Annotated in this window: 26 protein-coding genes; 12 read left to right on the top strand and 14 right to left on the bottom strand. The window is 58.0% G+C overall.

The annotated features are described in order from the left end of the window. Positions 1 to 24: 24 nt before the first annotated feature. Both JT51_RS01815 and JT51_RS01810 read left to right on the top strand, forming a co-directional pair. Positions 25 to 393, top strand: coding sequence for a group I truncated hemoglobin (locus JT51_RS01815; protein ID WP_037309265.1), 369 nt, complete (start codon positions 25 to 27; stop codon positions 391 to 393). Further along, positions 390 to 1,448 (top strand): adenylate/guanylate cyclase domain-containing protein, encoded by a 1,059-nt coding sequence (locus tag JT51_RS01810; RefSeq protein WP_037307165.1) that lies wholly within the window; start codon positions 390 to 392, stop codon positions 1,446 to 1,448. Before JT51_RS01815 ends, JT51_RS01810 begins: the two co-directional genes overlap by 4 nt. Positions 1,449 to 1,455: 7 nt before the next feature. On the opposite strand, the gene JT51_RS01805 is transcribed toward JT51_RS01810, so the two are convergent. The 10 genes from JT51_RS01805 to guaA all read right to left on the bottom strand — a co-directional run bounded on the left by JT51_RS01805 (position 1,456) and on the right by guaA (position 10,867). Further along, positions 1,456 to 2,070: a TetR/AcrR family transcriptional regulator gene (locus JT51_RS01805; RefSeq protein WP_037307164.1), complete on the bottom strand. Its 615-nt coding sequence runs from the start codon at positions 2,068 to 2,070 to the stop codon at positions 1,456 to 1,458. A gap of 105 nt (positions 2,071 to 2,175) precedes the next feature. After that, on the bottom strand, positions 2,176 to 3,045 hold the full coding sequence (ppk2, locus tag JT51_RS01800; protein WP_037307163.1) for a polyphosphate kinase 2: 870 nt from the start codon (positions 3,043 to 3,045) through the stop codon (positions 2,176 to 2,178). Between the two features lie 49 nt (positions 3,046 to 3,094). Continuing rightward, positions 3,095 to 4,048 (bottom strand): alpha/beta fold hydrolase, encoded by a 954-nt coding sequence (locus JT51_RS01795; protein WP_037307162.1) that lies wholly within the window; start codon positions 4,046 to 4,048, stop codon positions 3,095 to 3,097. Then, positions 4,038 to 4,955 carry a homoserine O-acetyltransferase MetA gene (gene metA / locus JT51_RS01790; protein ID WP_037307161.1) on the bottom strand — a complete coding sequence of 306 codons (918 nt, stop codon included), beginning with the start codon at positions 4,953 to 4,955 and terminating at the stop codon, positions 4,038 to 4,040. The genes JT51_RS01795 and metA overlap by 11 nt, the downstream gene beginning before the upstream one ends. A gap of 39 nt (positions 4,956 to 4,994) precedes the next feature. Further along, a complete protein-coding gene (locus tag JT51_RS01785; RefSeq protein WP_037307160.1) occupies positions 4,995 to 5,867 on the bottom strand; it encodes a hypothetical protein in 873 nt (290 codons plus the stop codon). Positions 5,868 to 5,917: 50 nt separating this feature from the next. After that, positions 5,918 to 6,814 (bottom strand): DMT family transporter, encoded by an 897-nt coding sequence (locus tag JT51_RS01780; RefSeq protein WP_037309262.1) that lies wholly within the window; start codon positions 6,812 to 6,814, stop codon positions 5,918 to 5,920. 101 nt (positions 6,815 to 6,915) lie between these two features. After that, a complete protein-coding gene (locus JT51_RS01775) occupies positions 6,916 to 8,043 on the bottom strand; it encodes an OmpP1/FadL family transporter (protein ID WP_037307159.1) in 1,128 nt (375 codons plus the stop codon). A gap of 119 nt (positions 8,044 to 8,162) precedes the next feature. Further along, on the bottom strand, positions 8,163 to 9,056 hold the full coding sequence (locus tag JT51_RS01770; RefSeq protein ID WP_037307158.1) for a DMT family transporter: 894 nt from the start codon (positions 9,054 to 9,056) through the stop codon (positions 8,163 to 8,165). Continuing rightward, positions 9,053 to 9,217: a hypothetical protein gene (locus JT51_RS21940; RefSeq protein ID WP_160175156.1), complete on the bottom strand. Its 165-nt coding sequence runs from the start codon at positions 9,215 to 9,217 to the stop codon at positions 9,053 to 9,055. The genes JT51_RS01770 and JT51_RS21940 overlap by 4 nt, the downstream gene beginning before the upstream one ends. A 90-nt stretch (positions 9,218 to 9,307) precedes the next feature. Next, positions 9,308 to 10,867 carry a glutamine-hydrolyzing GMP synthase gene (gene guaA, locus JT51_RS01765; RefSeq protein WP_037307156.1) on the bottom strand — a complete coding sequence of 520 codons (1,560 nt, stop codon included), beginning with the start codon at positions 10,865 to 10,867 and terminating at the stop codon, positions 9,308 to 9,310. A gap of 90 nt (positions 10,868 to 10,957) precedes the next feature. On the opposite strand from guaA, the gene JT51_RS01760 reads away from it, so the two are divergent. Continuing rightward, positions 10,958 to 11,404, top strand: coding sequence for a GNAT family N-acetyltransferase (locus JT51_RS01760; RefSeq protein WP_037307153.1), 447 nt, complete (start codon positions 10,958 to 10,960; stop codon positions 11,402 to 11,404). Positions 11,405 to 11,511: 107 nt separating this feature from the next. Beyond that, positions 11,512 to 13,056 carry a trimethylamine methyltransferase family protein gene (locus JT51_RS01755; protein WP_037307152.1) on the top strand — a complete coding sequence of 515 codons (1,545 nt, stop codon included), beginning with the start codon at positions 11,512 to 11,514 and terminating at the stop codon, positions 13,054 to 13,056. Here JT51_RS01755 and JT51_RS01750 read toward each other — a convergent pair whose 3' ends face one another. Continuing rightward, positions 13,057 to 13,356, bottom strand: coding sequence for a DUF6477 family protein (locus JT51_RS01750; protein ID WP_037307150.1), 300 nt, complete (start codon positions 13,354 to 13,356; stop codon positions 13,057 to 13,059). A gap of 240 nt (positions 13,357 to 13,596) precedes the next feature. Here JT51_RS01750 and JT51_RS01745 point away from each other — a divergent pair, with 240 nt between their 5' ends. Both JT51_RS01745 and JT51_RS01740 read left to right on the top strand, forming a co-directional pair. Next, positions 13,597 to 14,718, top strand: coding sequence for a DUF6456 domain-containing protein (locus JT51_RS01745; protein WP_037307148.1), 1,122 nt, complete (start codon positions 13,597 to 13,599; stop codon positions 14,716 to 14,718). A gap of 57 nt (positions 14,719 to 14,775) precedes the next feature. Beyond that, the gene (locus JT51_RS01740) at positions 14,776 to 15,699 is read left to right on the top strand and encodes a hydrogen peroxide-inducible genes activator (protein WP_037307146.1); all 924 of its coding nucleotides are present in this window, start codon (positions 14,776 to 14,778) and stop codon (positions 15,697 to 15,699) included. Between the two features lie 52 nt (positions 15,700 to 15,751). Here JT51_RS01740 and JT51_RS01735 read toward each other — a convergent pair whose 3' ends face one another. After that, positions 15,752 to 16,300, bottom strand: a complete 549-nt coding sequence (locus tag JT51_RS01735; RefSeq protein WP_037307144.1) for a peroxiredoxin — start codon at positions 16,298 to 16,300, stop codon at positions 15,752 to 15,754. Between the two features lie 262 nt (positions 16,301 to 16,562). On the opposite strand from JT51_RS01735, the gene lipA reads away from it, so the two are divergent. Next, entirely contained in the window at positions 16,563 to 17,513 is a 951-nt protein-coding gene (gene lipA, locus JT51_RS01730) for a lipoyl synthase (protein WP_037307142.1), read from the top strand. Continuing rightward, positions 17,510 to 18,652, top strand: coding sequence for an amidohydrolase (locus JT51_RS01725; RefSeq protein ID WP_037307140.1), 1,143 nt, complete (start codon positions 17,510 to 17,512; stop codon positions 18,650 to 18,652). Before lipA ends, JT51_RS01725 begins: the two co-directional genes overlap by 4 nt. A gap of 185 nt (positions 18,653 to 18,837) precedes the next feature. On the opposite strand, the gene hpt is transcribed toward JT51_RS01725, so the two are convergent. After that, a complete protein-coding gene (hpt, locus tag JT51_RS01715) occupies positions 18,838 to 19,380 on the bottom strand; it encodes a hypoxanthine phosphoribosyltransferase (protein ID WP_037307136.1) in 543 nt (180 codons plus the stop codon). 72 nt (positions 19,381 to 19,452) lie between these two features. On the opposite strand from hpt, the gene JT51_RS01710 reads away from it, so the two are divergent. Together JT51_RS01710 and JT51_RS01705 are read left to right on the top strand one after the other, a co-directional pair. After that, positions 19,453 to 19,899 carry a type II toxin-antitoxin system RatA family toxin gene (locus JT51_RS01710; protein ID WP_037307134.1) on the top strand — a complete coding sequence of 149 codons (447 nt, stop codon included), beginning with the start codon at positions 19,453 to 19,455 and terminating at the stop codon, positions 19,897 to 19,899. A gap of 37 nt (positions 19,900 to 19,936) precedes the next feature. Then, the gene (locus JT51_RS01705; protein WP_051927385.1) at positions 19,937 to 21,274 is read left to right on the top strand and encodes an MmgE/PrpD family protein; all 1,338 of its coding nucleotides are present in this window, start codon (positions 19,937 to 19,939) and stop codon (positions 21,272 to 21,274) included. On the opposite strand, the gene pyrC is transcribed toward JT51_RS01705, so the two are convergent. Further along, a complete protein-coding gene (gene pyrC, locus JT51_RS01700; protein WP_037309258.1) occupies positions 21,228 to 22,265 on the bottom strand; it encodes a dihydroorotase in 1,038 nt (345 codons plus the stop codon). The genes JT51_RS01705 and pyrC overlap by 47 nt on opposite strands. A gap of 136 nt (positions 22,266 to 22,401) precedes the next feature. Here pyrC and JT51_RS01695 point away from each other — a divergent pair, with 136 nt between their 5' ends. Both JT51_RS01695 and JT51_RS01690 read left to right on the top strand, forming a co-directional pair. Beyond that, entirely contained in the window at positions 22,402 to 23,310 is a 909-nt protein-coding gene (locus tag JT51_RS01695; protein WP_037307132.1) for an AAA family ATPase, read from the top strand. Further along, positions 23,310 to 24,566, top strand: coding sequence for a vWA domain-containing protein (locus JT51_RS01690; RefSeq protein WP_037307129.1), 1,257 nt, complete (start codon positions 23,310 to 23,312; stop codon positions 24,564 to 24,566). The genes JT51_RS01695 and JT51_RS01690 overlap by 1 nt, the downstream gene beginning before the upstream one ends. Positions 24,567 to 24,568 lie beyond the last annotated feature (2 nt).

Below are 24,568 nucleotides of genomic sequence, written 5' to 3'. Positions count from 1 at the left end.
TTGGTTAACGCTTGGGTTTGTGTTGTGGGTCAGACAATTTACGAAAAGTACGGTGGCTTCAAAACGATCAGCCGGATCGTGATGACGTTCTATGAAATGGCCTTGGATTCCGAGCAAATCGGCGGCCATTTCGAAGATATCGACATGCCGCGCCTGATCGACCACCAGACCAAATTTGTGTCTTCACTGGTTGGCGGCCCAGCCTCATTCAGTGATGACCGTATAGAAGCGGTGCATCGTCACCTGAATATCTCTCATGCCGATTTTGATGAGATGGCGGAATTGTTCGGCGAAGCACTTGCCATGCATGGGATGGAAGAGGGGCATATCAAAATCGCGTTGAACGCCATTGAAGCAAAGCGTTCCATTATCGTAGCGCGGGACGCCGCATGAGTATTCTGGCCATTAATGAACAGTTGCTACGTGCAATCGGTGTCGGCATAGCGGTCGTACGCGCGTCGGATTTGACCTTTGTGTTTCACAATGGGCCGTTTGCCGAATGGTTCGGTTCGCCGGGCGAGGGGCAGACGTTGCTGGATTTGGTTCCGGATTTTGATCCTCGCGAGTTGGAGGACGTCAAACAATCGGGGCTGCGATATTCGGTCGAGTTGGAGATTAAGCCCAAGCGCCGGACGTTGATCTTTGCTGCGGCCGTATCGCTGGCAAATGGGTTGTCCGAACAGGTGCTGGTCATTGAGTGCCAGAACATCACCAGAATCCGCGAGCTCGAAAGCATGATCGACAGCTACTCGACCATGGTCGAGCGTAACACGCGCGAATTGGAGCGTGAAAAAGAGCGGGTTGAAAGGTTGTTACTGAACCTGATGCCGCGGGCCGTATACGAAGAGTTCAAGACCTTTGGCGTCGTAACTCCGCAGTTGTTCGATCAGGTGTCGGTTGTGATGTTGGATTTCGTGGGCTTCACGGATTTCGCGGCCAAAACCGACCCGACCGTCACGCTGAGCGAATTGAATGACATCTTCACGGCTTTCGACCGGATCGTCGAACAGTACGGATGCGAACGGATCAAGACCATCGGCGATGCCTATCTGGCCGTTTCGGGGATGCCCGACGCGACCCCCGATCATGCGACCGCGGTGGCCCATTGCGCTGTCAGATTCCTTCGATATCTAGAACGGCGCAACGAAAGTCATCCGCACAAATGGCAGGCGCGTATCGGTCTGGGTATGGGGGCCGCAGTGGGGTCTGTCGTGGGGATTCAGAAATACGTGTATGACGTTTTCGGTCCCGCCGTGAACATTGCGTCCCGGCTGCAAGTCTTTGCAAACCCAATGAATATCGTTGCACCAGAAGAGATGAAATTTGCCCTGATTGACGAATTTCAGGTTTCGGACATTGGAAGTGTGGAAATCAAGGGAATGGGCGAGATGGAGTTGATCAACGTCACCTCGGGCCTCAGCGCGCCGCAGCCACGGGTCAGAATCTGAAGCCTACTCAATCGTCCTGCGGCACCAGGCCCAATCCCCGCAAATAAATCCCGATACCGCTCTCCAGTAGGTCTTCGGGCGGGAAGGGGGAACTGGCGCCTGTGTTGCGGGCATACAGCTCTACGACGCCGTGGCTCATGGCCCAGATATGGGCGCTGAACATCGACGCGGGCGGGCGTTTTTCAGGGGGGATGTGTTGCGACAGATCGGCGGCGGCTTTTTCCAGCACGTCCTTTGCCCGGTTCGCCGCCAGCGACAGTTCCGGCGTTCGGTTAAGGGAAATGCCGCTTTCGAACATGGCGATGTAATGCCCGGGATGCTTGCGCGCAAATGCTAGATAGGCGCGGCCCGTAGCCTCGAATGCGGCCAGCGCCGAGGGCTGGCCCGTGTCATAGGCATATTGCATCAGGTCCGCGAACATATCGAACCCTTGCCGGGCGGCTTCGGCAATGAGATCCTCGCGACCCTGAAAATGCCGGTAGACAGCCGCAGGCGTGACACCTGCGGTTTTCGCTGCCTCGGACAGTGTAAAGCCAGTCGGTCCCTTGTCTTCGATCAACGACAAGGCAGACTCGATCAAGGCTTGCTTCAGGTTGCCGTGGTGATACCCGCGTTTCGTCATCCCTTGTCCAGATGCTTTCGTTGTTTCGGTCTTTGGAGGCAAAGACATAGTCCACGCGCAGGCATCCGTCCAACGATCTTGGCGTCACGTTTCAACTGCATCCGGTCAGGCATCCCAGATTTCCGGCCCACCACAGATGCTGGGGTCATTCTCGCCGATGGCTTTTTGATCTTTCTCATCATAGTCGAGCGCGTGCAGAACGGTGCGGATGGCTGCCAGACGCGCCCGTTTCTTGTCGTCCGACCGAACGATGGTCCAGGGGGTGTGTTCGGAATGGCTGCGGGTCAAGGTTTCGGAAATGGATTGCGTATACTCATCCCATTTATCCAGGCCCGCGACGTCAATCGAGCTGAGCTTCCATTGTTTCAGGGGATCAGTTTCGCGCGATAAAAAGCGGTTCAACTGCTCGGCCCGGCCGACGTTCAGCCAGAATTTGAACAGCACAATGCCATCGTTGACCAAACCGGTTTCCAGAGGCCGGACTTGCCGAAAAAACCGTTCCCGTTCCTCTGACGTGCAAAACCCGAATACGTTTTCCACCACACCCCGGTTGTACCAGCTGCGATCGAAAAAGACGATTTCACCCGCAGCGGGCAGATGATGGATGTATCGCTGAAAATACCATTGGCTGCGCTCCGTATCCGAAGGTTTCGCAAGGGCAACGTTCCGAGCACCACGCGGGTTCAGGTTTTCCCGGAACCGTTTGATCGTACCCCCTTTACCAGCGGCGTCGCGGCCCTCAAAAATCAGGGCGACACGGTGCCCCGTCTCCTTGACCCAGGATTGCATCTTGACCAGTTCAATTTGCAGCTTTTCCATTTCCTTTTCGTAATCCTTACGCTTCATACGTTCGGAATACGGGTAGGTATGGTTCAGAATATCGCCTTTTTCCGCAGAATCGATTGCGCCGCGCACCTCTTTTGGGGCGCCTTTGCGATAGTACTTTTCAATGGAACCTTTTTCGGAACGGGCCATGGGTTACCTCGCCATAAAATCCATATCTTACTATGGATTAGCTGGGGGCCTAACGCAAACCCGCACGCTGCGCTGCGCGTTCGATTGCTGCGGCGACTTCAGGTGCGGCCACGACTTGGGGCATATGTCCGATGCCTGGCAGTTCGATCAGCTCTGCATCAGGGATTTCGTCGATTAACCGTTCCGAATGCCAGCCCAACCCCACTGTGGTGTCGGCGGATCCGTGCACAATCTCGGTCGGTACGTCGATCTCACCGTACCGGGGTTGCAGCGCGCGGATTTCTTCCAACAGGTTGGCGCGTTGCCTTGCGTTGGCATGCATCGAGGCACGGCGGATGGTCAGGCCGGGGCCAAAATGATCCAGATACCCCTCGGGCGCGGTCTGAGGGGCAAACACCTGATCCAGGGTTTTTTCCACATACCAGTCCGGTACAAAAGCGGTGATCAACGGCAAGGCCAACGTGTTGCCCGTCGCCGTGGCTGCCAGCTGATTGAACGCGTCCAAAGGAGTCTCCCACGGGATGGCAGCAGGGGCGATCAAGACCAGAGCAGAGATGTTTTCGGGGCGAGTGACCGCCCAGGCAAGCGAGACTGATCCGCCATAGCTTTGCCCGGCCACGATGGGTTTGTCCGCACCCAGTTGGGACGCAGCCTTCTGTAAAATTTCTGCTTGTTCATCAATTGTTTCGCCAGAGATATTAAAGCTATCGCTATACCCCAGACCGGGTCTGTCAAATACGATGACACGGAAATTTTCGGCAAGGATCGGGGCCAGCGCAAATGTCATATCGCGCGTGTTGCCGCTGGAACCGTGGATCAACACGACGTCCGGCCCTTGGCCCATTACGACGGCATGAACCGCCACACCGTCGACATCCACGATTTCGCCCTCGGGCGGAAAGGCGGCTTCGGCGCGTGCTTCGTTGTGTGACGCGCGTCTGGCCGTGACGAACGACAGGGCCAACAGTAAAAGACCCAGGAATATGAGCGCCTTAACTGCCAATGTCAGCCTGATTGAACGGTGTGGTCTGATAGATCTGATTTATCCAATTTCCATACAGCAGGTGCGCATGACTGCGCCACCGGTTCTGCGGCGGACGGGACGGATCGTCGTCCAGATAATAGTTTGCAGGCACGTTTATGGATGTGCCGTTGGCGATGTCACGGTCATATTCCTGTTTCAGCGTGTCGCTGTCATACTCGAAATGGTTGAAGATATAGATCGCACGATGGGCGGGGTCTTCGACAAGGCAGGGACCGACCTCATCACTGCCCAAAAGCGTGACCAGATCAGGCACATCGTCGATCTCATATTGTTTCATTTCGGTCCAGCGGCTGACGGGGATGACGCAATCATCCGAAAACCCGCGCAAAAACGGTGAGGCCGGAGCCATATTCTGATGGCGAAAACAGCCAAACGCCTTGGCATCCAGAATATGTTTCCGAACGCCGTGGAAATGGTTGATCATCGCCATTCCGCCCCAGCAAACGCCAAATGTGGAATGCACATTCGTCTGGGTCCAGTCGAAGACCTCGCTGATTTCATCCCAATAGGTGACATCATTGAATTCAAGATGTTCGATCGGCGCACCGGTGATGATCAGCCCGTCAAACTTTTGGTCCTTCACCTCCTGAAAGGGACGATAGAACTCGGCCATATGCGCGGCGGCTGTATTCTTGGTGCGATGTTCGGTCATCCGGATCAGGGACAAGTCGATCTGCAAAGGTGTCGCCCCGATCAGACGCGCAAACTGGTTTTCGGTTTGAATCTTCTTGGGCATCAGGTTCAGCAACCCGATCCGCAGGGACCGGATATCCTGACGCATGGCCTGATCCTCATCCATGACCATGACGCCCTCTTGGGTGAGAACGTCAAATGCGGGAAGGTCGGAGGGAATCTTGATTGGCATCAGGTGCAAGCCTTTGGAACGTCAGTGTAAGAGCGGTAGTTAAGCGCGGATTGTCCGGGTCTCAAGGGTGCGTTCGATCAACTCGTCGAAATCCCCCGCGTCCCGGACTTTGTGCATGTCGTTGGCGGTGACGGTTATGCCCCAATTGTCGGCCATCGCACGATAGCGCGGCTGGCGATGCGCCAACGCCTGCGCATAGGTCCAGCGAATAAAGGCATCGGGGTCAACCTCTTCGGCTGCGCAATCATGTTGGGCAAGGTAGTCAGCCCAGACCCTGGTCAGGAACTCGGGCTGATAGGACATCGGTTTTGGTGCCTTGTCGAACCGGCGGATCAATTCCGCAGTGTGATCATCATCGCCCTGAATCCAGATCATCAAGGTCTGGCGTGACAACTCGGACAGTACGTGATCGGCGGGATCGTCGGGGTCAACCCATTCGCAGATCGACCCGCCCGTGTCGCAGATGAAATGGGGGTATTGGTACAGGCGTTCGGCGCGGTCGACAAAGTAATCAGTGTCGAGCAACGCGTGAATTTCCGCCAGGCGGAACTGTTCCTGTCGGCGGCGATATTCCGGCAGTTCCAGACCACCAAGCGCGGGGTTTCCGGGTTTACCAAGATAGGCGGAGACAGGCGTCAGGTTTTCGAACGAGATATTTGAGCCGATAAATATCGAATCCGACAAAAGCAGATCACGCAAAAACGGAACCTTCATCGCCTCGGCCTTGGCGTTGTCGGTGATGTATTCGCCCATGTATCGGGTGCCGATACGGTAATCGATCGAATAGTGAAACCAATTCCCGGAATCGCGCAGAACGTTTGATACATAGGTCTTGCCCAGCCCGGACATGCCGAAGAACAGCACCTTCTTACGCGCAGCAGAGCGCCAGTCATTTGCCGAGCTGTAGATCATCGTCCGCTATCCCTTTTTTCTGACCTAGCTAAAACGGGCAGAGGGCGGCGTCAATCGCGCGGACGAGACCGGTTTAAGATCACAAGACCTAATGCCAACACGGCAAAACCCAAAAAAGCCTGCGGGGGCAGGGCCTCGTCCCGCAGCAGTGACCCCAGAATGATCGCCACCGGGGGGATGACCAGTGTCACAAGCATCAGGTTTCCGGCACCTGCCATGGCCAGAACGCGGTAATACAGCAGATAGGCCCCGGCTGTGGCAATCAGCGCGTAATATGTGATGGCGGCCCAGGTGATCAGCGGCAGGTTCAGCGTCGGCACACCATCGACCAGTAAGGTAATCGGCAAGATCATAACGGTTGAGCCGGTCAACATTCCGGCGGCGGCAACAACAGGTGACAGTTCAGACAGCATGGCCCGTGCCCAGGCACCGGCCAACGCATAGGAAATCGTGCCAGCGATGATCGCCAGTTGCGCGATGCTTTGCAGGTTAAAATTGGCGAAATTCTGTAGCCCGATTGCAATTGTCACGCCCGCAAACCCAAGCCCGACCCCAACGGCGCGCGCGCGTGTCAGCCGTTCATCCCGGAAGAAAAACGCGGCAATCAGAACCCCGAATACGGCCGTTGCCGCGTTCAGAATCGAGGTCAGGCCGGTTTCGATGTAAAGCTGCCCCCAAGCCATCAACGAAAATGGGATCGCGTTGTTCAGCAAACCCATGAACAGAAAGGCGAACCACACGCGAGGGCTGCGTGGTATGGTCATTTTTCGCATCCAGACTACCAGCCACAGGGCCAGCATCGCCCAAAATACGCGATGTAGCACCGATGTCATCACGGGTATCGTGTCCAGTGCGATCCTGATGGACAGAAACGAAGCGCCCCAGATGACGCCCAACAGCAAAAGTTCGGCCCACGCTTGGGGAGAGAGATGTTTTTGATCAGCCATGCCGCGTTTTCGCATTCCTGTGATACCCGCGCGACCCGGAACTTGCGCAAAGAAAAACCCCGCCGAAGGGCGGGGTTTGACGTTCATTTCGGAAGAGACGTTCAGCCCAGAGAATAGGTGATCTGGAAGCCCACGCTCCATGCGCTATTGCCAGAGAAATCCGCTGTCTGACCAAAGGCGCCGTCAGCCGTTGCATCGCCGATATCAGTGTATCGAACGCCGAGGGACACTTTCGCTTTTTCCAGCGAGTAGGTCCCGCCAAGGCCAATGCTCCAGAAGCCATCGGTTGGGCCCAGATTCGACACTGGTTCACCTTCGTTGGTTTCGTAGCCAAGGGTCACAGCGCCAGAGAATTCTTCGGTGAATTGGTACCCAACGCCAAGCGAATAAGTAAAGGTCGCATTGTCGTAATCAACCAGCGGGTTGCCTACGATGCCGTTGTAGATCGGTGGCTCATAGCTCAGCTGAGGCCAGTCGACCCAGCGGATCGAACCAAACACCAAAGTCTTAGGCGCAACGCCAGTCTGAAAGTCCAGATTGATGGACTGAGGCGTTTCGATCTCCGAGTCGGTTTGGAACGAAAGCGGGCCTACAGTTTCCGTCTGTGACAGATCGTGGGTGATTTTCGAGTTGTACGTCAGCGCAACGCGTGCAGCGATTTCAGGCTTTTCCCATGCCACGCCAACTACATAGCCAAAATCGATCTCTGCATCTGTATCGACAGTATAGTTGCCGACAATTGGAACGCCCACTTCGGCCTTAACACGCTGTGCCCGCAAGCCGCCGATGGCGCTGAAGCCATTGTCGAATTTATAACGTAGCAAGGCGGTTATTGCATCGGTGTCCGCTTTGGCCCGCAAAACATTATTCTGCCCCGGCGCCAGCGGGTTGATCGACAACGGGTAACTCTGTGAATACGCGATGTCGGCACCGAACGGCTGATCGTACATGATCGCGAAATCAAGCTGATCTGTCAGAGCGGTTTTGTACCCCAGATGCGGCGTGAAAAAGTCATTTGCAACATCGCCTGAGTCGACCGGTTCACCCGATCCGAAAATGTTCGGCATGGTGCCACTGACATCCGGGTTGGTATACCCAAGCCGGAACTGAACCACCGATCCTTCTTCGAACAGGATGTTCACACCCTGGCCGCTGCGATCCAGTCCGCCTGCGTAAGCCCCTGATGCTCCAACGCAGATCGCACACGCCTGTAGTAGCGTTTTTTTCATTATGTCCTCCCATTTAGTCTCCAGAAGGTCAGTGGTGATTGGTTTTAGCTGACCTGACCTGCTGTGCTATGCCCAATACTTTCTGAAGGAACATTCTACCGTCAATCGTTGACCGCACGTTACCTGCGTTGAGTGTCTCGCGAGACTGTTGCCAAAGTGTTACGATTTTCGGAATGGACATTAAGAAAAATTCCGGCGCAAATCACAGCGGCCCCAAGCAGCGTCCAGTGGTCCAACGGCTCGTGGTACAAAATCATGCCAACGATGGCGATGGTAGGTAATCGCGCGAAATCGAAGGGTACAACCACGGTTGTCGGTGCAATCGCCAAAGCGTTCGTGATGCAGTAATGCGCCAACAGGCCCGCCAGGCCGACCAGTATCAGAAACGGTGCGGTCTTGATTGTCGGCAATGCGATTTGGCCGTCAAAACCGGCCGCCGTCAAACCCAGCACCGCTTGCATAACGGTCAGCCAGAACATGATACAACCGATGCTGGCGAACCGGGTCAGAGTCTTCGTGGAAATATTGGTGAGAGCAAAGAAGATAGCCGAAGCCGCCGCTGCCATGACGCCTGCGCCAAGCGGAACCGCGCCCGGGCGGGCAACAATCAGAACCCCGGCGAACCCGATCAGGGCCGATAGGACACGCACCGACGTCAAACGCTCGCGCAGTAGCAATGGCGACAGCAGGATCACCCAGATAGGCTGCGTAAACTCCAGCGCGAAAACCTGAGCCAGCGGGATGGCCGTGACGGCAAAAAACCACAGGTTTTGCCCGACAAAATGCAGGGTATTTCGAATCCCGTGCAAGCCCAGCTTGTTGGTTGAAACCTGATGCCACTGACGCGACAGCGTCAAAATCAGCGCGACAACGCAGATGCCGACAAGGCTGCGGTAGAACATGATTTCAAACGTATCATGCGTCACGCTTAGTTCGCGACCCGCAACAGCCATTGCGGAAAAAGAGGCGATTGCCCCTGTCATCCAAAGTGCCGCTTTGGAAATCGGGTTCATTGAGATTGTGAACGCGCGTTGCGGTTCAATGCGACCTTCAGCAACAGGTCTTCACCGTTTGCTTTGGCAAAGTTCCTGCGGTCCCATGGGGCGAAATCATCGGCCCGGTATCCAATTTCCTTCAGTTGCGCGACAATGGTTTCATGCGTGTTTTCAAGCATTTCACCTTCATCTCCCTGAATGTCAGAGTGTTGGAGTCAGAATGGCCCAGCTTGCTGGCCACATGACCCCATTGATCGAGAATAAGTTCTTTATTCCCACTCGATGGTTCCGGGTGGTTTTGAGGTGATATCGTAGGTGCATCTGTTGATGCCTTTGACCTCGTTGATGATCCGCGTGGCCGTTTCGCCCAGGAATTCGTGGCTGAACGGATAATAATCGGCGGTCATTCCGTCCACCGAGGTCACAGCGCGCATGGCGCAGGCAAAGTCATAAGTGCGACCGTCGCCCATCACACCCACCGTGCGAACAGGAAGAATGGCAACAAATGCCTGCCAGATTTCGTCGTAAAGCCCGTGTTTGCGGATCTGGTCGATATACACGGCGTCTGCTTCGCGCAGGATTTCCAGCTTTTCGCGGGTGATCTCACCGGGGCAGCGGATGGCCAGCCCGGGGCCGGGGAAGGGGTGGCGGCCAATAAAGCTGTTTGGCAGGCCCAACTCGCGACCCAGCGCGCGGACTTCGTCCTTGAACAGCTCTCGCAGGGGTTCGACCAGTTTCAGGCCCATTTTCTCGGGCAGCCCGCCGACATTGTGGTGCGATTTGATTGTGACCGACGGCCCGCCCGAGAAGGAAACGGATTCGATCACATCGGGATACAGCGTCCCCTGGGCCAGGAACTCGGCCCCGTCGATGGTGTCGGCATGTTTCTGGAACACGTCGATGAACAGTTTGCCGATGATCTTGCGCTTGGTTTCCGGGTCGCTCTGACCTTCCAGCTCGCCCAGGAACAGATCACTTTCGTCCGCGTGGATCAGTTGAATGTTATAGTTGTCGCGGAACATGCCAACGACTTCGTCGGCCTCGTTCTTGCGCAGCAACCCGTGGTCGACGAACACGCAGGTCAGTTGATCGCCAATCGCCTCGTGGATCAGCATCGCCGCGACCGAGCTGTCGACGCCGCCGGACAGGCCGCAAATAACCTTTTTGTCGCCCACCTGTTCGCGGATCTTGCGGATCATCTCATCGCGATAGGCACCCATGTTCCAGTCGCCGCTGAAACCGGCCAGTTTTACAAAGTTCTCGTACAGCTTCGCGCCTTTGGGCGTGTGGTGAACTTCGGGGTGGAACTGTACGGCATAGAAATGCCGGTTGGTGTCTGCCGTGATTGCAAAAGGCGCATTGGGCGAGGTTCCGAAAACCTGGAACCCAGGTGCAATTTCACTGACGTGATCGCCGTGGCTCATCCAGACTTGTTCGTCGCCCTCGGCGAACCAGTCGTCCAGAATATCCAGCTGTCCATTAGGTGTCACAAAGGCGCGTCCGAACTCTGCCGTGCCATGCCCGCTTTCGACCTTGCCGCCCAGTTGATGCATCATCACTTGCTGGCCATAGCAGATGCCTAGGATCGGAACGCCGTAATCAAAAATCTCTTGCGCAACACGCGGAGAACCCTCACGCGTCACGCTATCCGGACCGCCCGAGAAAATAACGGCTTTAGGAGCCATTTTCCGAACGAAGTCCATCGTGACATTCTGATAGGGGTGGATTTCGCAATAGACATTCAGCTCGCGCAATCGGCGGGCAATAAGCTGCGTCACCTGGCTGCCGAAGTCGATAATCAGAAGGCGGTCATGGGATGTCTGGGTCATGCTTGGCTATTAGGTCGCAAGCCTTGCATGTGCAAGCGCTATGACGTCATTTGTGCAAAACTGCCTCGGGATGCAGGGGGAATACACACAATGTCGCAAGTTCAAATCCGCAAAGCCAGGCAATCAGATGTCGAACCGATCCGCGTGTGCATCGCGCAAGCCTATGCGGATGCGATACGGGACATTCCCGATCTGCCCGACGTCACCGCAGGCATTTGTCAGGATATTGAAATGCACGAGGCCCTTGTCGCGGTTCTTGGGCCCGAGGTCGTGGGCTATGTCGTCTTTGGGCCGGATGGTGACGCCCTGAAGGTCTTCAATCTGGCTATATCTCCGCAGGCGCAAGGGCGTGGCCTTGCCCGCGAGTTGTTGAAGGCGGTGGAAACTGCGGCACAGGATTCCGGGTTGCGGCGTCTAAGATTGCGCACACATTGTCTGATGCAGGGAACTGTCGCAATGTATCAGCATTTGGGATGGGTCGAAAAAGGCCGCAACGGAAACAGCGTGTTAATGGAAAAGCCGATAAGTGCCGGTTAAGGGCGTCAATGTCGCTTTTACCCCTATAGCGCCGTAAATCAGATGCTGGCCGGTCGCGTGGTCCTGTAACAAATTGACCAAACTAAACAGTCAGACGGGATTTTCTGATGACAGAGGCAAACACCCGGCGCAGGGCGAGAGGTGGCGGTGGCGCCGCCCGCCGGGCCGAACGCACCGCAGTTCGTATTGAAACTGCGAAATACATTGAACGTAACATCCCGAATTTCGAGATTCTCAACGAAGAGGCGTTGGAAATCATCGAAACCAACGCGGAAACGGTTCTGGCCGAGGTCGGCGTCAATTTCATTGACAACCCCGCCGCGCTGGAGCGCTGGAAAAACGCCGGGGCCGACGTAGAGGGCGAACGCGTGCGCATTCCGCGTGGTTTGGCGCGTCAGCTGATCAAAACTGCGCCAAGCCAGTTCACCCAACACGCCAGAGATCCTGAGAAATCGGTTGTCATTGGCGGTCGGAACCTTGTTCTTGCACCGGTTTATGGTCCGCCGTTTGTGCGCGACATTCACGGCGGGCGTCGCTATGCGACCATGGATGACTTCAACAAGTTCGTGAAGCTTGGGTATATGTCCAAGTGGTTGCATCATTCCGGCGGCACCGTTTGCGAACCGACGGATGTACCAGTGAACAAGCGCCACCTGGACATGCTGATGGCGCATATGACCTTGTCGGACAAGCCGTTCATGGGGTCGGTCACTGATCCCAGCCGCGCGCAGGATTCGGTCGAAATGTGCGAGATTCTGTTCGGCAAAGAGTTCGTTCAGGAAAACACGGTCATGACCTCGCTGACCAACATCAACTCGCCGATGACTTTCGACGATGTGATGATGGGCTCGCTGGAAGTCTATGCAAAGAACAATCAGGCCTGCATCATTTCGCCCTTTATCGTTGGCGGTGCGATGGCGCCGGTTTCCGTGGCGGGAACACTGACGCAGGTACTGGCCGAAGTTCTGGCCGGTGTCGCCTATAGCCAGCTTGTTCGCCCCGGTGCCCCTGCGATTTTCGGTGCGATGGTGACCTCTATCGACATGAATTCGGGTGCGCCAACTTTCGGTACGCCCGAGGCTTCGCACGTTACCTATGGTGCTGGTCAGTTGGCGCGGCGATTGAACCTGCCGTTCCGCTCGTCCGGGTCGTTCTGTGGCTCGAAATTGCCTGATGCACAGGCGGCTTATGAGACCGCGAACTCGTTGAACATGGGGCTGATGTCGGGTGTGAACTTCATGCTGCACGCTTGTGGATGGCTCGAAGGCGGCCTTGTTGCGGACTTTGAGAAATTCGTCATGGACGCGGATCAGCTTGGGGTACTGCACGGGTTGGCCAAAGGTGTGACCTATGATGAAAGCGCCCAGGCCATGGATGCAATCCGCGAGGTTGGTCCGGGCGGTCACTATCTGGGCTGCGCACATACCCAGGCGCATTTCAAAGAGGCCTTCTGGAAATCCGATCTGCTGGATTACAAGCCGTATGAGACCTGGGAAGACGAAGGCGCGCGTGACACGCGGACGCTTGCATCCTCGCGGGTCGAGTATCTGCTGGCGAATTACCAGCAGCCGCAACTCGACCCCGAGATTAACGCCGCGCTGAATGAATACGTGGCTGCAAAGAAAGACTCGATGCCGGATGCGTTCGTCTGATCATGGACTTAGCGGGGCGCGGCTGGCCTGGAACAGCTGCGCCTCGCCCAACAGTGCAATCAGCAGGTCCAGATGCCGGACCAGCGAATAGGTGGCATCCTCGGCCAGCCTTTGCGCGTTAACTTCTTTTTCCATTTCCATCAGCCGGACCAGCGCCGTGCCCGTGCCGGGCAGGGAACCATACCCCAGTGTCCGCTGCAAATGCCTGTCCCGATCGTAATCCTGTGCGCCAAGCTTTGCAGCCCGCACCAGCAGGCGGGGACGGCGTAGGGTTTTGATCATGGTCATCAGGTCTTGCATATTCGGGTCCTCTTTTCCGAGTGGAAGGACCCTGTTTGTCACACAACCTAGGCGGGTGTTGCCTCAATTTAGTTCTCGCCGAACTATGACTTCATGACTGTTTATGTTTTTGAATCAAATCTGGTCCTTGTCTCTGCGGGTTAACGAACGAGTAACGAAAGCGACTCTAGTTAGAATTGGTTAACAAATTCACCGGGGGCGATTGATAGCAGATTGTTTTGTCGACGAGGGCAACTAACTATGGAAAATAACATGGCTTTCACCATTCCGGCTTGGGTACCTGAGGGGGCGCAACGATATCTGGCCCACACGGAAACCGGCCAGTCGATCCGCGATATAGCGCGATCCGCAGGGTGCCATGCTTCAACCATACTCAGACAAATTCGACGTATCGAAATGCGCAGGGATGATCCGTTGGTGGATGCTGCGCTTCAATCGTTGGCCGAAACGCATTTTGCCGAAGCTGGGGATCGGACCGAGGCTTCGGTCAGGGGGGCTGTGTCCACATCCCCCGAAGAGGCGGCCGCCGCGAAAGATGAGGAATTCAACCGCGAAGCGTTACGGATTTTGCGCCGGCTATGCGAAACCGGGTCGGTTCTGGCCGTCGCCGAGGAAATGGACAAGGCCGTGGTGGTGCGCGACACAGGCGACAGCGGGGCGACGCGAACGGCTGTGGTCGAGTGCGGGATCGCACAGGCACTGGCCCTGAAAGACTGGATTTCCTGCGACAATCCGGGGCGCATTTCCCGTTATCGAATTTCGACGTCGGGACGTACGGCCCTTAGCCGTCTGGTCGCCGAGGCGGAAAACAAGGCGCGGGCGCGCAGTGAGTTTGGCATGGCCGAAGCGCAAACGCCGTTTCACCCTCAAATGGACCGGGTGGGCGGGACCGGGGAAAAAGCCGAACGGCCAAGACGCATCCGATACAGCGTTGCAGAAAGCCCGCTGATTGCATTGGCGCGCAGACGGGACCGGGACGGAAAGCCATTTCTGGATGAAACGCTTGTGGCTGCAGGTGAACGCTTGCGCGAGGATTTTGAACTGGCGCAGATCGGTCCTCAGGTTGCGCAAAACTGGGATCATTTTCTGACCGCCGGAGGGCGCGGAAGTTTTGACAGCGACTCGCACGGGGGGCGGGGGTCTTCTGACGCGCGTGACCGGGTGGCCCACGCGCTGTCGGATCTTGGTCCGGGGTTAAGTGATGTAGCCCTGCGGTGTTGCTGCTATCTTGAAGGTCTGGAACTTGCGGAAAAACGCATGGGGTGGTCGGCCCGTTCCGGAAAGATCGTACTGCGGATCGCATTGCAAAGGCTCAATCGGCACTATGAGACCCAGTCAGAGCGCAATCGCCTGATCGGGTAGAGACACGCGGTGATATGTTGCCGTTGCGATTTCGGGGGTAAGTGATAATCAGGGGTTATGAACTTTACCCTCAGGCAACTCCAATATTTCAACGCCGTCGCCGAGCAGCGTAACTTTGGCAGGGCGGCGCAGGTCTGTCATGTCTCGCAACCCGCTTTGTCGGTGCAAATCAAGGCGCTGGAGGAAACGCTGGGCGGCGCGCTGTTCGAGCGTAAGGCCCGCGATATCCTTCTGACGCCGTTGGGGCGCGATGTGTTGGACCATGCCCGTCAGGTTCTTGGGGCGGCCAATAGTCTGGATCAGTTTGCCAAGGACCACTCGGGCGGGCACAGGTCGCTGTCGATCGGGATTATTCCAACGATTGCGCCGTACCTGCTGCCCGGTGTGCTGGCGGGATTGCGGGCCACCGACGTATCGCTCAGGGTGCAGATACGTGAGGCCAGGACAGAGCGTCTTTTGTCGATGCTGCGCGCCGGAGAGATCGACGCCGGTGTCGTGGCATTGCCAGCGGGGGGCAGCGAGCTGTTCGAGGTGCCCCTGTTCGAAGACCGCTTTCTGCTTGCTGGCAGTTCCACGCGCATTCAGAATATGGCCAGCGACCCCGAGGCCTTGCGCCCGTTGGATTTGCAGACAGCCCAACTGATGCTGCTGGATGATGGTCACTGCCTGACCGATCAGGCCCTTGAAGTCTGTGGTCAGGACCGAAGCAGCGGCTTGATCAACATGGGCGCGTCTTCGCTGGCGACCCTGTCGCGGCTGGTGGCCGAGGGGTTCGGCCTGACCCTGATGCCGGAACTTGCCGCGCGCGCCGAAGCGGACGCAGTGCCCGGGTTGAAACTGTTGCGCTTTACCGCCCCGCAACCGGCCCGAACCGTGGGATTGGTGCGCCGTTCCTCTACTGGTGAGGAAGAGTGGTTCAGGGGGCTGGCAGACGTCATTCGCCAGGTCGGGGAAGGCATCGTTTCAGCGACCCGAGGCTGAAAAGGGAAAAGCCCGCCAAAAGCGGGCCTTTCGATTTCGAAACTCAGCGCGCTTACGCCAGCGCTGGTTCTTTGGCGTCTGCCAGATGCTTCATCACGTTTTCCGGGGACGACACGCCATAGGGGTCTTCGGGGCAGTTATCCATCAGGCCGGGTTCCTCGAACCATGCCTCGACAACTCCGTCGTTGATGATTGCGGCATAGCGCCAGGACCGCATACCGAAACCCAGATTGTCCTTGTCGACCAGCATACCCATCTTGCGGGTGAACTCGCCCGAACCATCGGGGATGACCTTGACGTTTTTCAGACCCTGATCCTGCGCCCATTTGTTCATGACAAAGCTGTCATTCACCGACATGCAATAGATATCGTCGATGCCCTGTGCGCCAAAATCGGCATAGCCGTTTTCAAAACCGGGCAGTTGGTAAGTCGAACACGTGGGCGTGAACGCGCCGGGAAGCGAGAACAGAATGACACGCTTGCCTGCGAAGTAATCCGCGGTTGTCTTGTCTTCCCAGCGGAACGGGTTCGGTCCTTCGACCGCCTTGTCGCGCACGCGGGTGTGAAAGGTGACGTCCGGCAATGTGGCGCCAGTTTTCATGCTCAAGCTCCTGTGATTCATGTGTGAACTCAGGGGGGCTTAAAACAGTTCTAAAAGGGCTTCAATGGTGGATATGCCGCGATTGCAAAACCGGAAAATTTCCGCCAGAGCGTTGATAATATTGAAATCTGGTACGTCCTTTGGATCAATATACTGCATATGCACAGTCGGTGGTCATAGCTGGTATGCATGGCTGGCGTAGTTCCGGCGCTCGGTTTATGTTAGGCAAAAGCAAATTGACCCAAAGTCAGGAAAGCCGACCGTGCGTGATCTGAAGATCCCCGAACAACGTCACCCCGAAAAAGCGCATCGTCCCGACAATGCGCAGCCAAAAAAGCCAAGCTGGATTCGCGTCAAAGCCCCCGGCGGCAAGGGATATGCCGATACGCGCCGGATCATGCGTGACAACAATCTGGTCACAGTATGCGAAGAGGCCGGGTGCCCGAATGTCGGCGAATGCTGGAGCCAGGGTCACGCCACGATGATGATCATGGGGGACATCTGTACGCGCGGTTGCACCTTTTGCAACATCGCCACTGGCCGTCCTGATATGCTGGATACCTTTGAACCCGGTCGTGTTGCCCATGCAGTGCAAAAGCTGGGGCTGAACCACGTTGTTATCACGTCGGTCGACCGTGACGATCTTGGCGACGGCGGGGCCGAGCATTTTGCGCAGACCATTCGCGCGGTCCGGCACCGGTCGCCCAAGACTACGATTGAGATTCTGACGCCGGATTTCCTGAAATGCGATCCTTCGGTGCTTGAGGTCGTGGTCGAGGCCAAGCCGGACGTCTTCAATCACAATCTGGAAACCGTTCCCGGCCTGTACCCCGAGGTCCGCCCTGGCGCGCGCTACTTCCTCTCGCTGCGTCTGCTGCAGCGCGTCAAGGAGTTGGACCCGTCGATCTTTACCAAGTCCGGTATCATGGTCGGTCTGGGTGAGGATGCACAGCAGGTCCGGCAGGTCATGGACGATATGCGCGCCGCCGACATCGACTTTTTGACCATCGGGCAATATCTGCAACCGACCCCCAAACATCATGGCGTGGATCGGTTCGTCACGCCTGAGGAATTCGCATCCTACGAAAAGGCGGCCTTTGGCAAAGGGTTCCTTATGGTATCTGCGACGCCGCTGACCCGGTCGTCTTATCATGCGGGTGACGATTTCGCCCGGTTGCGTGATGCGCGTCAAAAGAAGTTGGAGCAGGGGTGACGCCGGAAACGCTGGCGCGGCTGACCAAGCTGCGCCACGAGTTGCACCAGACCCCCGAACTTTCGGGGCAGGAACGCGAAACTGCGGCCCGTATGGCAGAGCAGTTGCAAGAATTCGGTGCAGATCAGGTGCTGACCGGGCTTGGGGGGCATGGCGTTGCGGCTGTATATGACAGCGGGCAGGCCGGACCGACCGTAGCTGTTCGTTGCGAACTGGACGGGCTGCCGATCCAGGAAATCACGGATGTACCCTATGTATCGCGGGTCACCGGGCACGGTCATCTGTGTGGCCACGACGGGCATATGGCCATGGTGCTGGGCGTCGCCGAAGAGCTTGGGCGCAATCGCACTTTGAAGGGTCGGGTGGTTCTGATCTTTCAGTCAGCCGAAGAAACCGGGCAGGGCGCAACCGCCTTTCGCGCGGACCCGCGGTTTGAACAGATTGCGCCGGATTACGTGTTTTCACTGCACAACCTGCCGGGGCTGGAACTGGGCACGGTTGAGGTCTGCGAAGCGGCGGCCAATTGCGCCTCGCGCGGGATGAGGGTGATCCTGACCGGCAGGACCTCACACGCGGCGGCCCCCGAGGATGGGGTTTCCCCGGCGATGGCGCTGTCCACGCTGATACCGCAATTGGCACAGTTGGGTCGGGGCGGTGATTTGGACGCTGAATTCGCGCTGACCACAGTGACACATGCCAATCTGGGCGAGCGGACATTTGGTGTAACTCCGGGCCGGGCCGAACTGTGGGTGACTTTGCGCACGGTTTCAGACGCGTGCATGCAACGTCTGATCCTGGCGGCCGAGGCTTTGGTGATGCAGGCCGCGAAAGCGACAGGGTTGACCGCCGAGATCACGTATGACGATGTTTTCGAAGCATGTGTCAATCATGGCGAAGCGGTTGAAACAGTCGCAACCACCTGTGCCCAGCGTGGCGTTTCTTGTACCCTTACGCAGTACCCACAAAAGTTTTCCGAGGACTTCGGGCAATTCGCCAAAGGCGCGAAAACGGCGATGTTCTGGTTGGGGGCAGGGCGGGATCAACCGCAGCTACACAACCCCGATTATGACTTTCCGGATGCGTTGATACCCGTGGGCAGCGGGATTTTTCTGACGGCCATTCGGCAGGTGTTGGGCTGATCAGGGCTTGAACCTTGTCCATTCGCCCTTGGCCCAGTCCGGCCACCAGCCCATGTACTCGATACCGCCAATCGCAAGGCACAGGAGTATAATGCCGAACACCAGCTTGACCCGCTTCTCTGACGGAGGATTGCGGGCCCATTGAGACATTCGAAGTAGGTGACGCGGGTTCATGCGGGTCTCGCTCAGTCCTCGGTAAAGCGCACCTTGCCAATGAACGGCAGGTTTCGATTACGCTGAGCGTAGTCGATACCATAGCCCACCACAAACTCATCCGGGATCTCGAACCCGATCCAGTCCGAGCGGAAATCAACTTCGCGCCGGCTGGGCTTGTCCAGCAGGGCGATGGATTTCAGACGCGCGGGTTTGCGGCTGCGCAACAGTTTGGTCACGTGGTTCAGCGTGTGACCGGTGTCGACGATATCTTCGACGACCAATACGTCACGCCCTTCAATTGCGCCGCGCAAGTCCTTGAGAATGCGAACCTCTCGGCTGCTTTCCATCGAATCGCCATAAGATGACGCCTCAAGGAAATCCACTTCGATCGGCAGGTCCAGTTCGCGCACAAGGTCGGCGATGAAAACAAAGCTGCCGCGCAACAGGCCGACTACGATCAGCTTGTCCGTATCCCCGAATTCTGCGGTGATTTCGCGACACAATTCTTCGATCTTGGCGGCGATTGCCTTGGCCGAGATCATCTCATCTATCACATATGCGCGGTCGCTCATCGCTGCCCCCTTGATCTTTGGCGCGCAACATACGACATGACGCGCCATTGTCACCTTTTAAAACCGGACGCCATGCCTACACATTCCGAAACCCGTCGCATGCCGTACACTGCTCAGCAGATGTACGACCTGATCGCGGATGTGGCCAAATACCCCGAGTTTCTGCCCTGGTGCGCCGCCGCCCGAATTCGCCGGACCTATGCGGCGGGCGAGGCGCAGGTGATGGAGGCGGATCTGGTGATCTCGTTCAAGGTGTTCCGCGAAAGATTCGGCAGCCGGGTGACGCTGTTTCCCGATCAAATGAAGATCGACACGGAATATCTGGACGGCCCGTTCAAATACATGAAATCCGACTGGCAGTTTCAGGATGCGCCCGATGGGGGCTGCAACGTGTCGTTCCACGTGGATTTCGAATTCAAGAATGCCATCCTGCAAGGCATCATCGGGGTTGTCTTCAACGAGGCCATGCACCGGGTCGTGCAGGCGTTCGAAACCCGCGCTGCGGATTTGTACGACTAGGCCTTTACCCGATAGGGTCGCGCGCTAAACTGCCCTTATGAACGATTTTTCCATATCTTTGGCCGGGTTCGCCGCAGGACCTGTCACGACAACGCAACAGACACGGATCGTCACCTGTCTGTCCGTTCTGGACTGGATGGCCGTTGGGCGTGCCGGAATTGATGAGCCGGTCGCGAAAGCTGTGCGCAACCTTGTGTTGGGCGAAGAGGGTGCCGCACAGGCACATCTGTTCGGCGGCGGTGCGGCCCCGTTGCGCGGTGCCGCTTTGGTCAACGGCACCGTGTCCCACGCGCTGGATTATGACGACACCCATTTCGCCCATATCGGCCACCCCTCGGTGGCGGTTCTGCCCGCCGCGCTGGCGCTGAGCGAATGGGATGATCGCATCCTGGTCGATTTCCTTGAGGCCGCGTTGGTGGGGATGGAGGTTTCGGCCCGAATGGGGCTGTGGCTGGGGCGCAATCACTATCAGGCGGGGTTTCACCAGACTGCCACTGCCGGTGCGTTTGGCGCAGCAGTAGCAGCGGGGCGCATCCTGAAGTTTGACGTTGAACAGATGCGTAAAACGCTTGGGTTGACGGCGACGCGTGCGGCGGGGCTGAAGGCGCAATTCGGAACCATGGGCAAACCTTACAACGCAGGGCTTGCGGCCTCGGCCGGGGTTGAGGTGGCGTTGCTGATCGCCAAAGGGTTTGAACCAAACATGGATGCGCTGGAAGGACCTTACGGGTTCGGCGCAACCCATATGGGCGCAGGGGACAGTCAGGCCGCGCTGGATGGGTTGGGCGATGAATGGCTGTTCGACAGCGTCAGCCACAAGTTCCACGCCTGCTGCCACGGTCTGCACGCCGCGCTTGAGGCGGCGCGGGATCTGGATGTTGCCGGCCCTGAAGTGGCCGAAATCAGGGTCAAGACCCATCCGCGCTGGATGAGCGTGTGCAATCAGGTGTCTCCGACCACCGGGCTGGGGGCCAAGTTCTCGTATCGCACTGTGATCGCCATGCAGGCGCTTGGATATGACACGGCGTTGCCGGGCAGCTACACCGATATGGTCTGCGCCGACCCGCGCCTGAAATCTCTGCGCGACCGAGTTTCTGTTGAGGCAGATGAGGCCCTGTCGGAAACGCAGGCGCATCTGACCTTGCTGCGCCGGGATGGTGCCCGGCCCGAGGCAACACATGACCTGCTGACCCCCATGACCCTGTCGGATCGCGAGGATCGCGTGCGTGGCAAGGCGACCAAGCTGATCGGCAGCGATCAGGCGGACGCGATCTGGTCGATGCTGCGCACCGGTGGCCGCGCCCGCGACCTGTCACAAATGCTGGCCGCTAAACCACGCGCCAGTACAGTGGAAAGCCCGGCTCAAATACCGTGACGGGGCCGTCTTCAGTTTCGATTTTGCTGGGGTATTCCACCGGGTCGCCCTTGGTCAGAGTGATCGTGTCCTCGTTAACCGGCAGGCGGTAAAAAGCCGGGCCGTTCAGCGAGGTAAACCCTTCCAGCTTGTCCAACGCGCCTTCGCGTTCGAACATCTCAGCCACGAGGGACATGGTGTTCGTCGCGGTGAAACATCCCGCACACCCGCAGGCCATTTCCTTGTTGGCATCCGTATGCGGCGCACTGTCGGTGCCCAGGAAATACCGCGCATCGCCCGAGGTCGCGGCAGCCAACAGGGCCTGACGGTGTTCTTCCCGCTTGGCGACAGGCAGGCAATAGTAATGCGGTTTGATGCCGCCAACCAGAATGTGATTGCGATTGATGATCAGGTGATGCGCCGTGATGGTCGCGCCCAGATCAGTGTCATTGGATTTCACGTAGTCCACGCCGTTGGCGGTGGTGATATGTTCCATTACCACGCGGAGACCCGGCGTTGCCCTGCGGATCGGATCAAGAACGCGGTCGATAAACACCGCCTCGCGGTCAAAGATGTCGATCTCGGCATCGGTGACTTCGCCGTGCACGCACAGGGGCAGGCCGATCTCGGCCATCTTCTCAAGCACCGGGCGCACTTTTTCGAAATCCTGCACACCTGAAGCCGAGTTGGTGGTGGCCCCGGCCGGGTACAGTTTGACGGCTTTGATCAACCCGCTGGCATGGGCGGCGGCCACGTCTTCGGCGTCGGTATCTTCGGTCAGATACAGGGTCATCAGCGGCTCGAACGCCTGGCCGTCGGGCAGGGCGGCCATGATGCGGTCGCGATAGGCGACGGCCTGATCGCCGCGCACAACGGGCGGCACCAGATTCGGCATGATGATCGCACGGGCAAAATGGCGCGCGGTTTCGGGCAGGACGGCCTGCAACATCGCGCCATCGCGCAGATGCAGATGCCAGTCGTCGGGGCGGCGGATCGTGATGCTATCGGTCATGGCGCCCCGGCTAACACACAGGCGGCTGCCGGAAAAGACCTTGTCAACGCGTGCGATCGCCGTAAATCCCGGAAAGACCATGGTCTTGACGCGCGCGTACAGCCATGACCTGTTGTGGCGAGGGAGAGACAAGAACATGACACAGCCAAATTCCATCGACGCCGTTCAGACCATGCTGGGCGCGCAGGGCTATGTCTGCGGGCGGGCTTTGGCCACGGTCGTGTTCCTGTCGCTGAAACTGGGCCGCCCGCTGTTTCTGGAAGGTGAGGCCGGCGTCGGCAAGACCGAGATTGCCAAGGCCCTGTCCGCCGGGCTGAACCGGCGTCTGATCCGGCTGCAATGCTACGAGGGTCTGGATGCCTCATCAGCCGTCTACGAATGGAATTTCCCGGCGCAGATGGTGGCAATCCGAACCGCCGAGGCTGCGGGCGGTGCCGAACGCGGCGCCCTGCAATCCGAGCTGTTCTCGGACGAATACCTGATCGAACGCCCCTTGTTGCAAGCGATGCGCCCGGACGAGCATGGCGCACCCGTTTTGTTGATTGATGAGCTTGACCGCACCGACGAACCGTTCGAGGCATTCCTGCTCGAAGCGTTGAGCGATTTTCAGGTCACCATCCCCGAATTGGGCACGATCAAAGCGTCAGAGCCGCCCATCGTGATCGTCACGTCGAACCGCACGCGCGAGGTGCATGATGCGCTGAAACGCCGGTGTCTTTATCACTGGGTCGATTATCCCGATTTCGACCGCGAGATCGAAATCCTGCACGCCCGCGCCCCCGAGGCCGCCGAGGCGCTCAGCCGCGAGGTTGTGGCCTTTGTTCAACACCTGCGCACCGAGGATCTGTTCAAGAAACCCGGTGTGGCCGAGACCATAGACTGGGCCAAATGCCTGCTGGCGCTGGACGTGATCAACCTCAGCCCCGAGGTGATCGGCGACACGTTGGGCGCGATCCTGAAATACCAGGACGACATTCAGAAACTTCAAGGGTCCGAGGCCAAGCGGATTCTGGATGATGCCAAAGCCTCGTTAGAGCCGGTCTGATGACCGAGCAGCTGGTGCTTGATGTTCCGGGCGACCCCAAGCTGGCGCAGAACATCACCCATTTTGCACGCGCCTTGCGCAAGGCGGGGTTGCCCATTGGAACGGGGCGGGTGGTGGATGCGATCCGGGCCGTGCAGGCCGCCGGGTTTACTGAAAGGCGCGATTTCTACTGGACGCTTCACGCCTGTTTCGTGAACCGGCCGGAACATCGCATGGTGTTTGCGCAGGTCTTTCGCCTGTATTGGCGTGACCCGCGATATCTTGAACACATGATGTCCATGATGCTGCCCGCCCTGCGCGGCGTACAGGAAGAGCGCAAGGCCGATGCAGCCGAAAAACGCGCGGCTGAGGCGTTGCTGGACGGGGTGGATCGCGATCTGCCCGAAACCACCGAGCAGGAGGACGGCACTGACCTTGAAATCGACGCCTCGCAAACCGCGTCGTCCGAGGAACGTCTGCGCAGCCTCGACTTTGAACAGATGAGCACGGCCGAGGTCGCGCAAGCCAAGCGTCTGCTTGCACGTCTGACCTTGCCGGTGAAACCGATCGAATCGCGGCGCGGGCAGGCCAGCCATCTGGGGCATCGCATCGACCGCGCCCGCACCCTGCGCGCCGCAATGCGTCAGGGGGGTGAGCTGCGCGACATCGCCCGTCTCAAACCAAAGCCGCGCTGGCCGAACCTTGTTGTGCTTTGCGATATCTCCGGCTCGATGAGTCAATACAGCCGGATCATCCTGCATTTCCTGCACGCGGTCTCAAACGCCAAAGGCGCAGGTTGGGCCAGGGTCCACGCGTTCACCTTTGGCACGCGGCTGACCAACGTTACCCGGCATCTGCAACAGCGCGATGTGGATGCGGCACTGGCCGCAGCGGGTGCCGAAGCGCAGGATTGGGAAGGCGGCACCCGGATCGGCGAATGCCTGCACGCCTTCAACCGCGACTGGTCGCGCCGTGTCATGGGGCAGGGGGCTGTGGTGCTGTTGATCTCGGACGGTCTGGACCGGGGCGAGCCCGAGGCGCTGGGAAAAGAAATGGAACGGCTGCACCTGTCGGCGCGCCGCCTGATCTGGCTGAACCCGCTGTTGCGTTGGGATGGGTTTGCGCCCAAAGCGCAGGGTGTGGCGGCGATGCTGCCACATGTGGACAGCTTCCGCGCGGGCCATTCGATTGCGTCTTTGGAGGATCTGGCCGCCGTCATCTCGAAACCCGATGACGTGGGTGAGAAAGCGCGGCTGATGACCGCGCTTTCGGGCTGAAC

The sequence above is a fragment of the Ruegeria halocynthiae genome, from assembly GCF_000743705.1.
Lineage (GTDB): Bacteria > Pseudomonadota > Alphaproteobacteria > Rhodobacterales > Rhodobacteraceae > Ruegeria > Ruegeria halocynthiae_B.
This window is presented reverse-complemented; position numbering and strand designations above follow the sequence as displayed.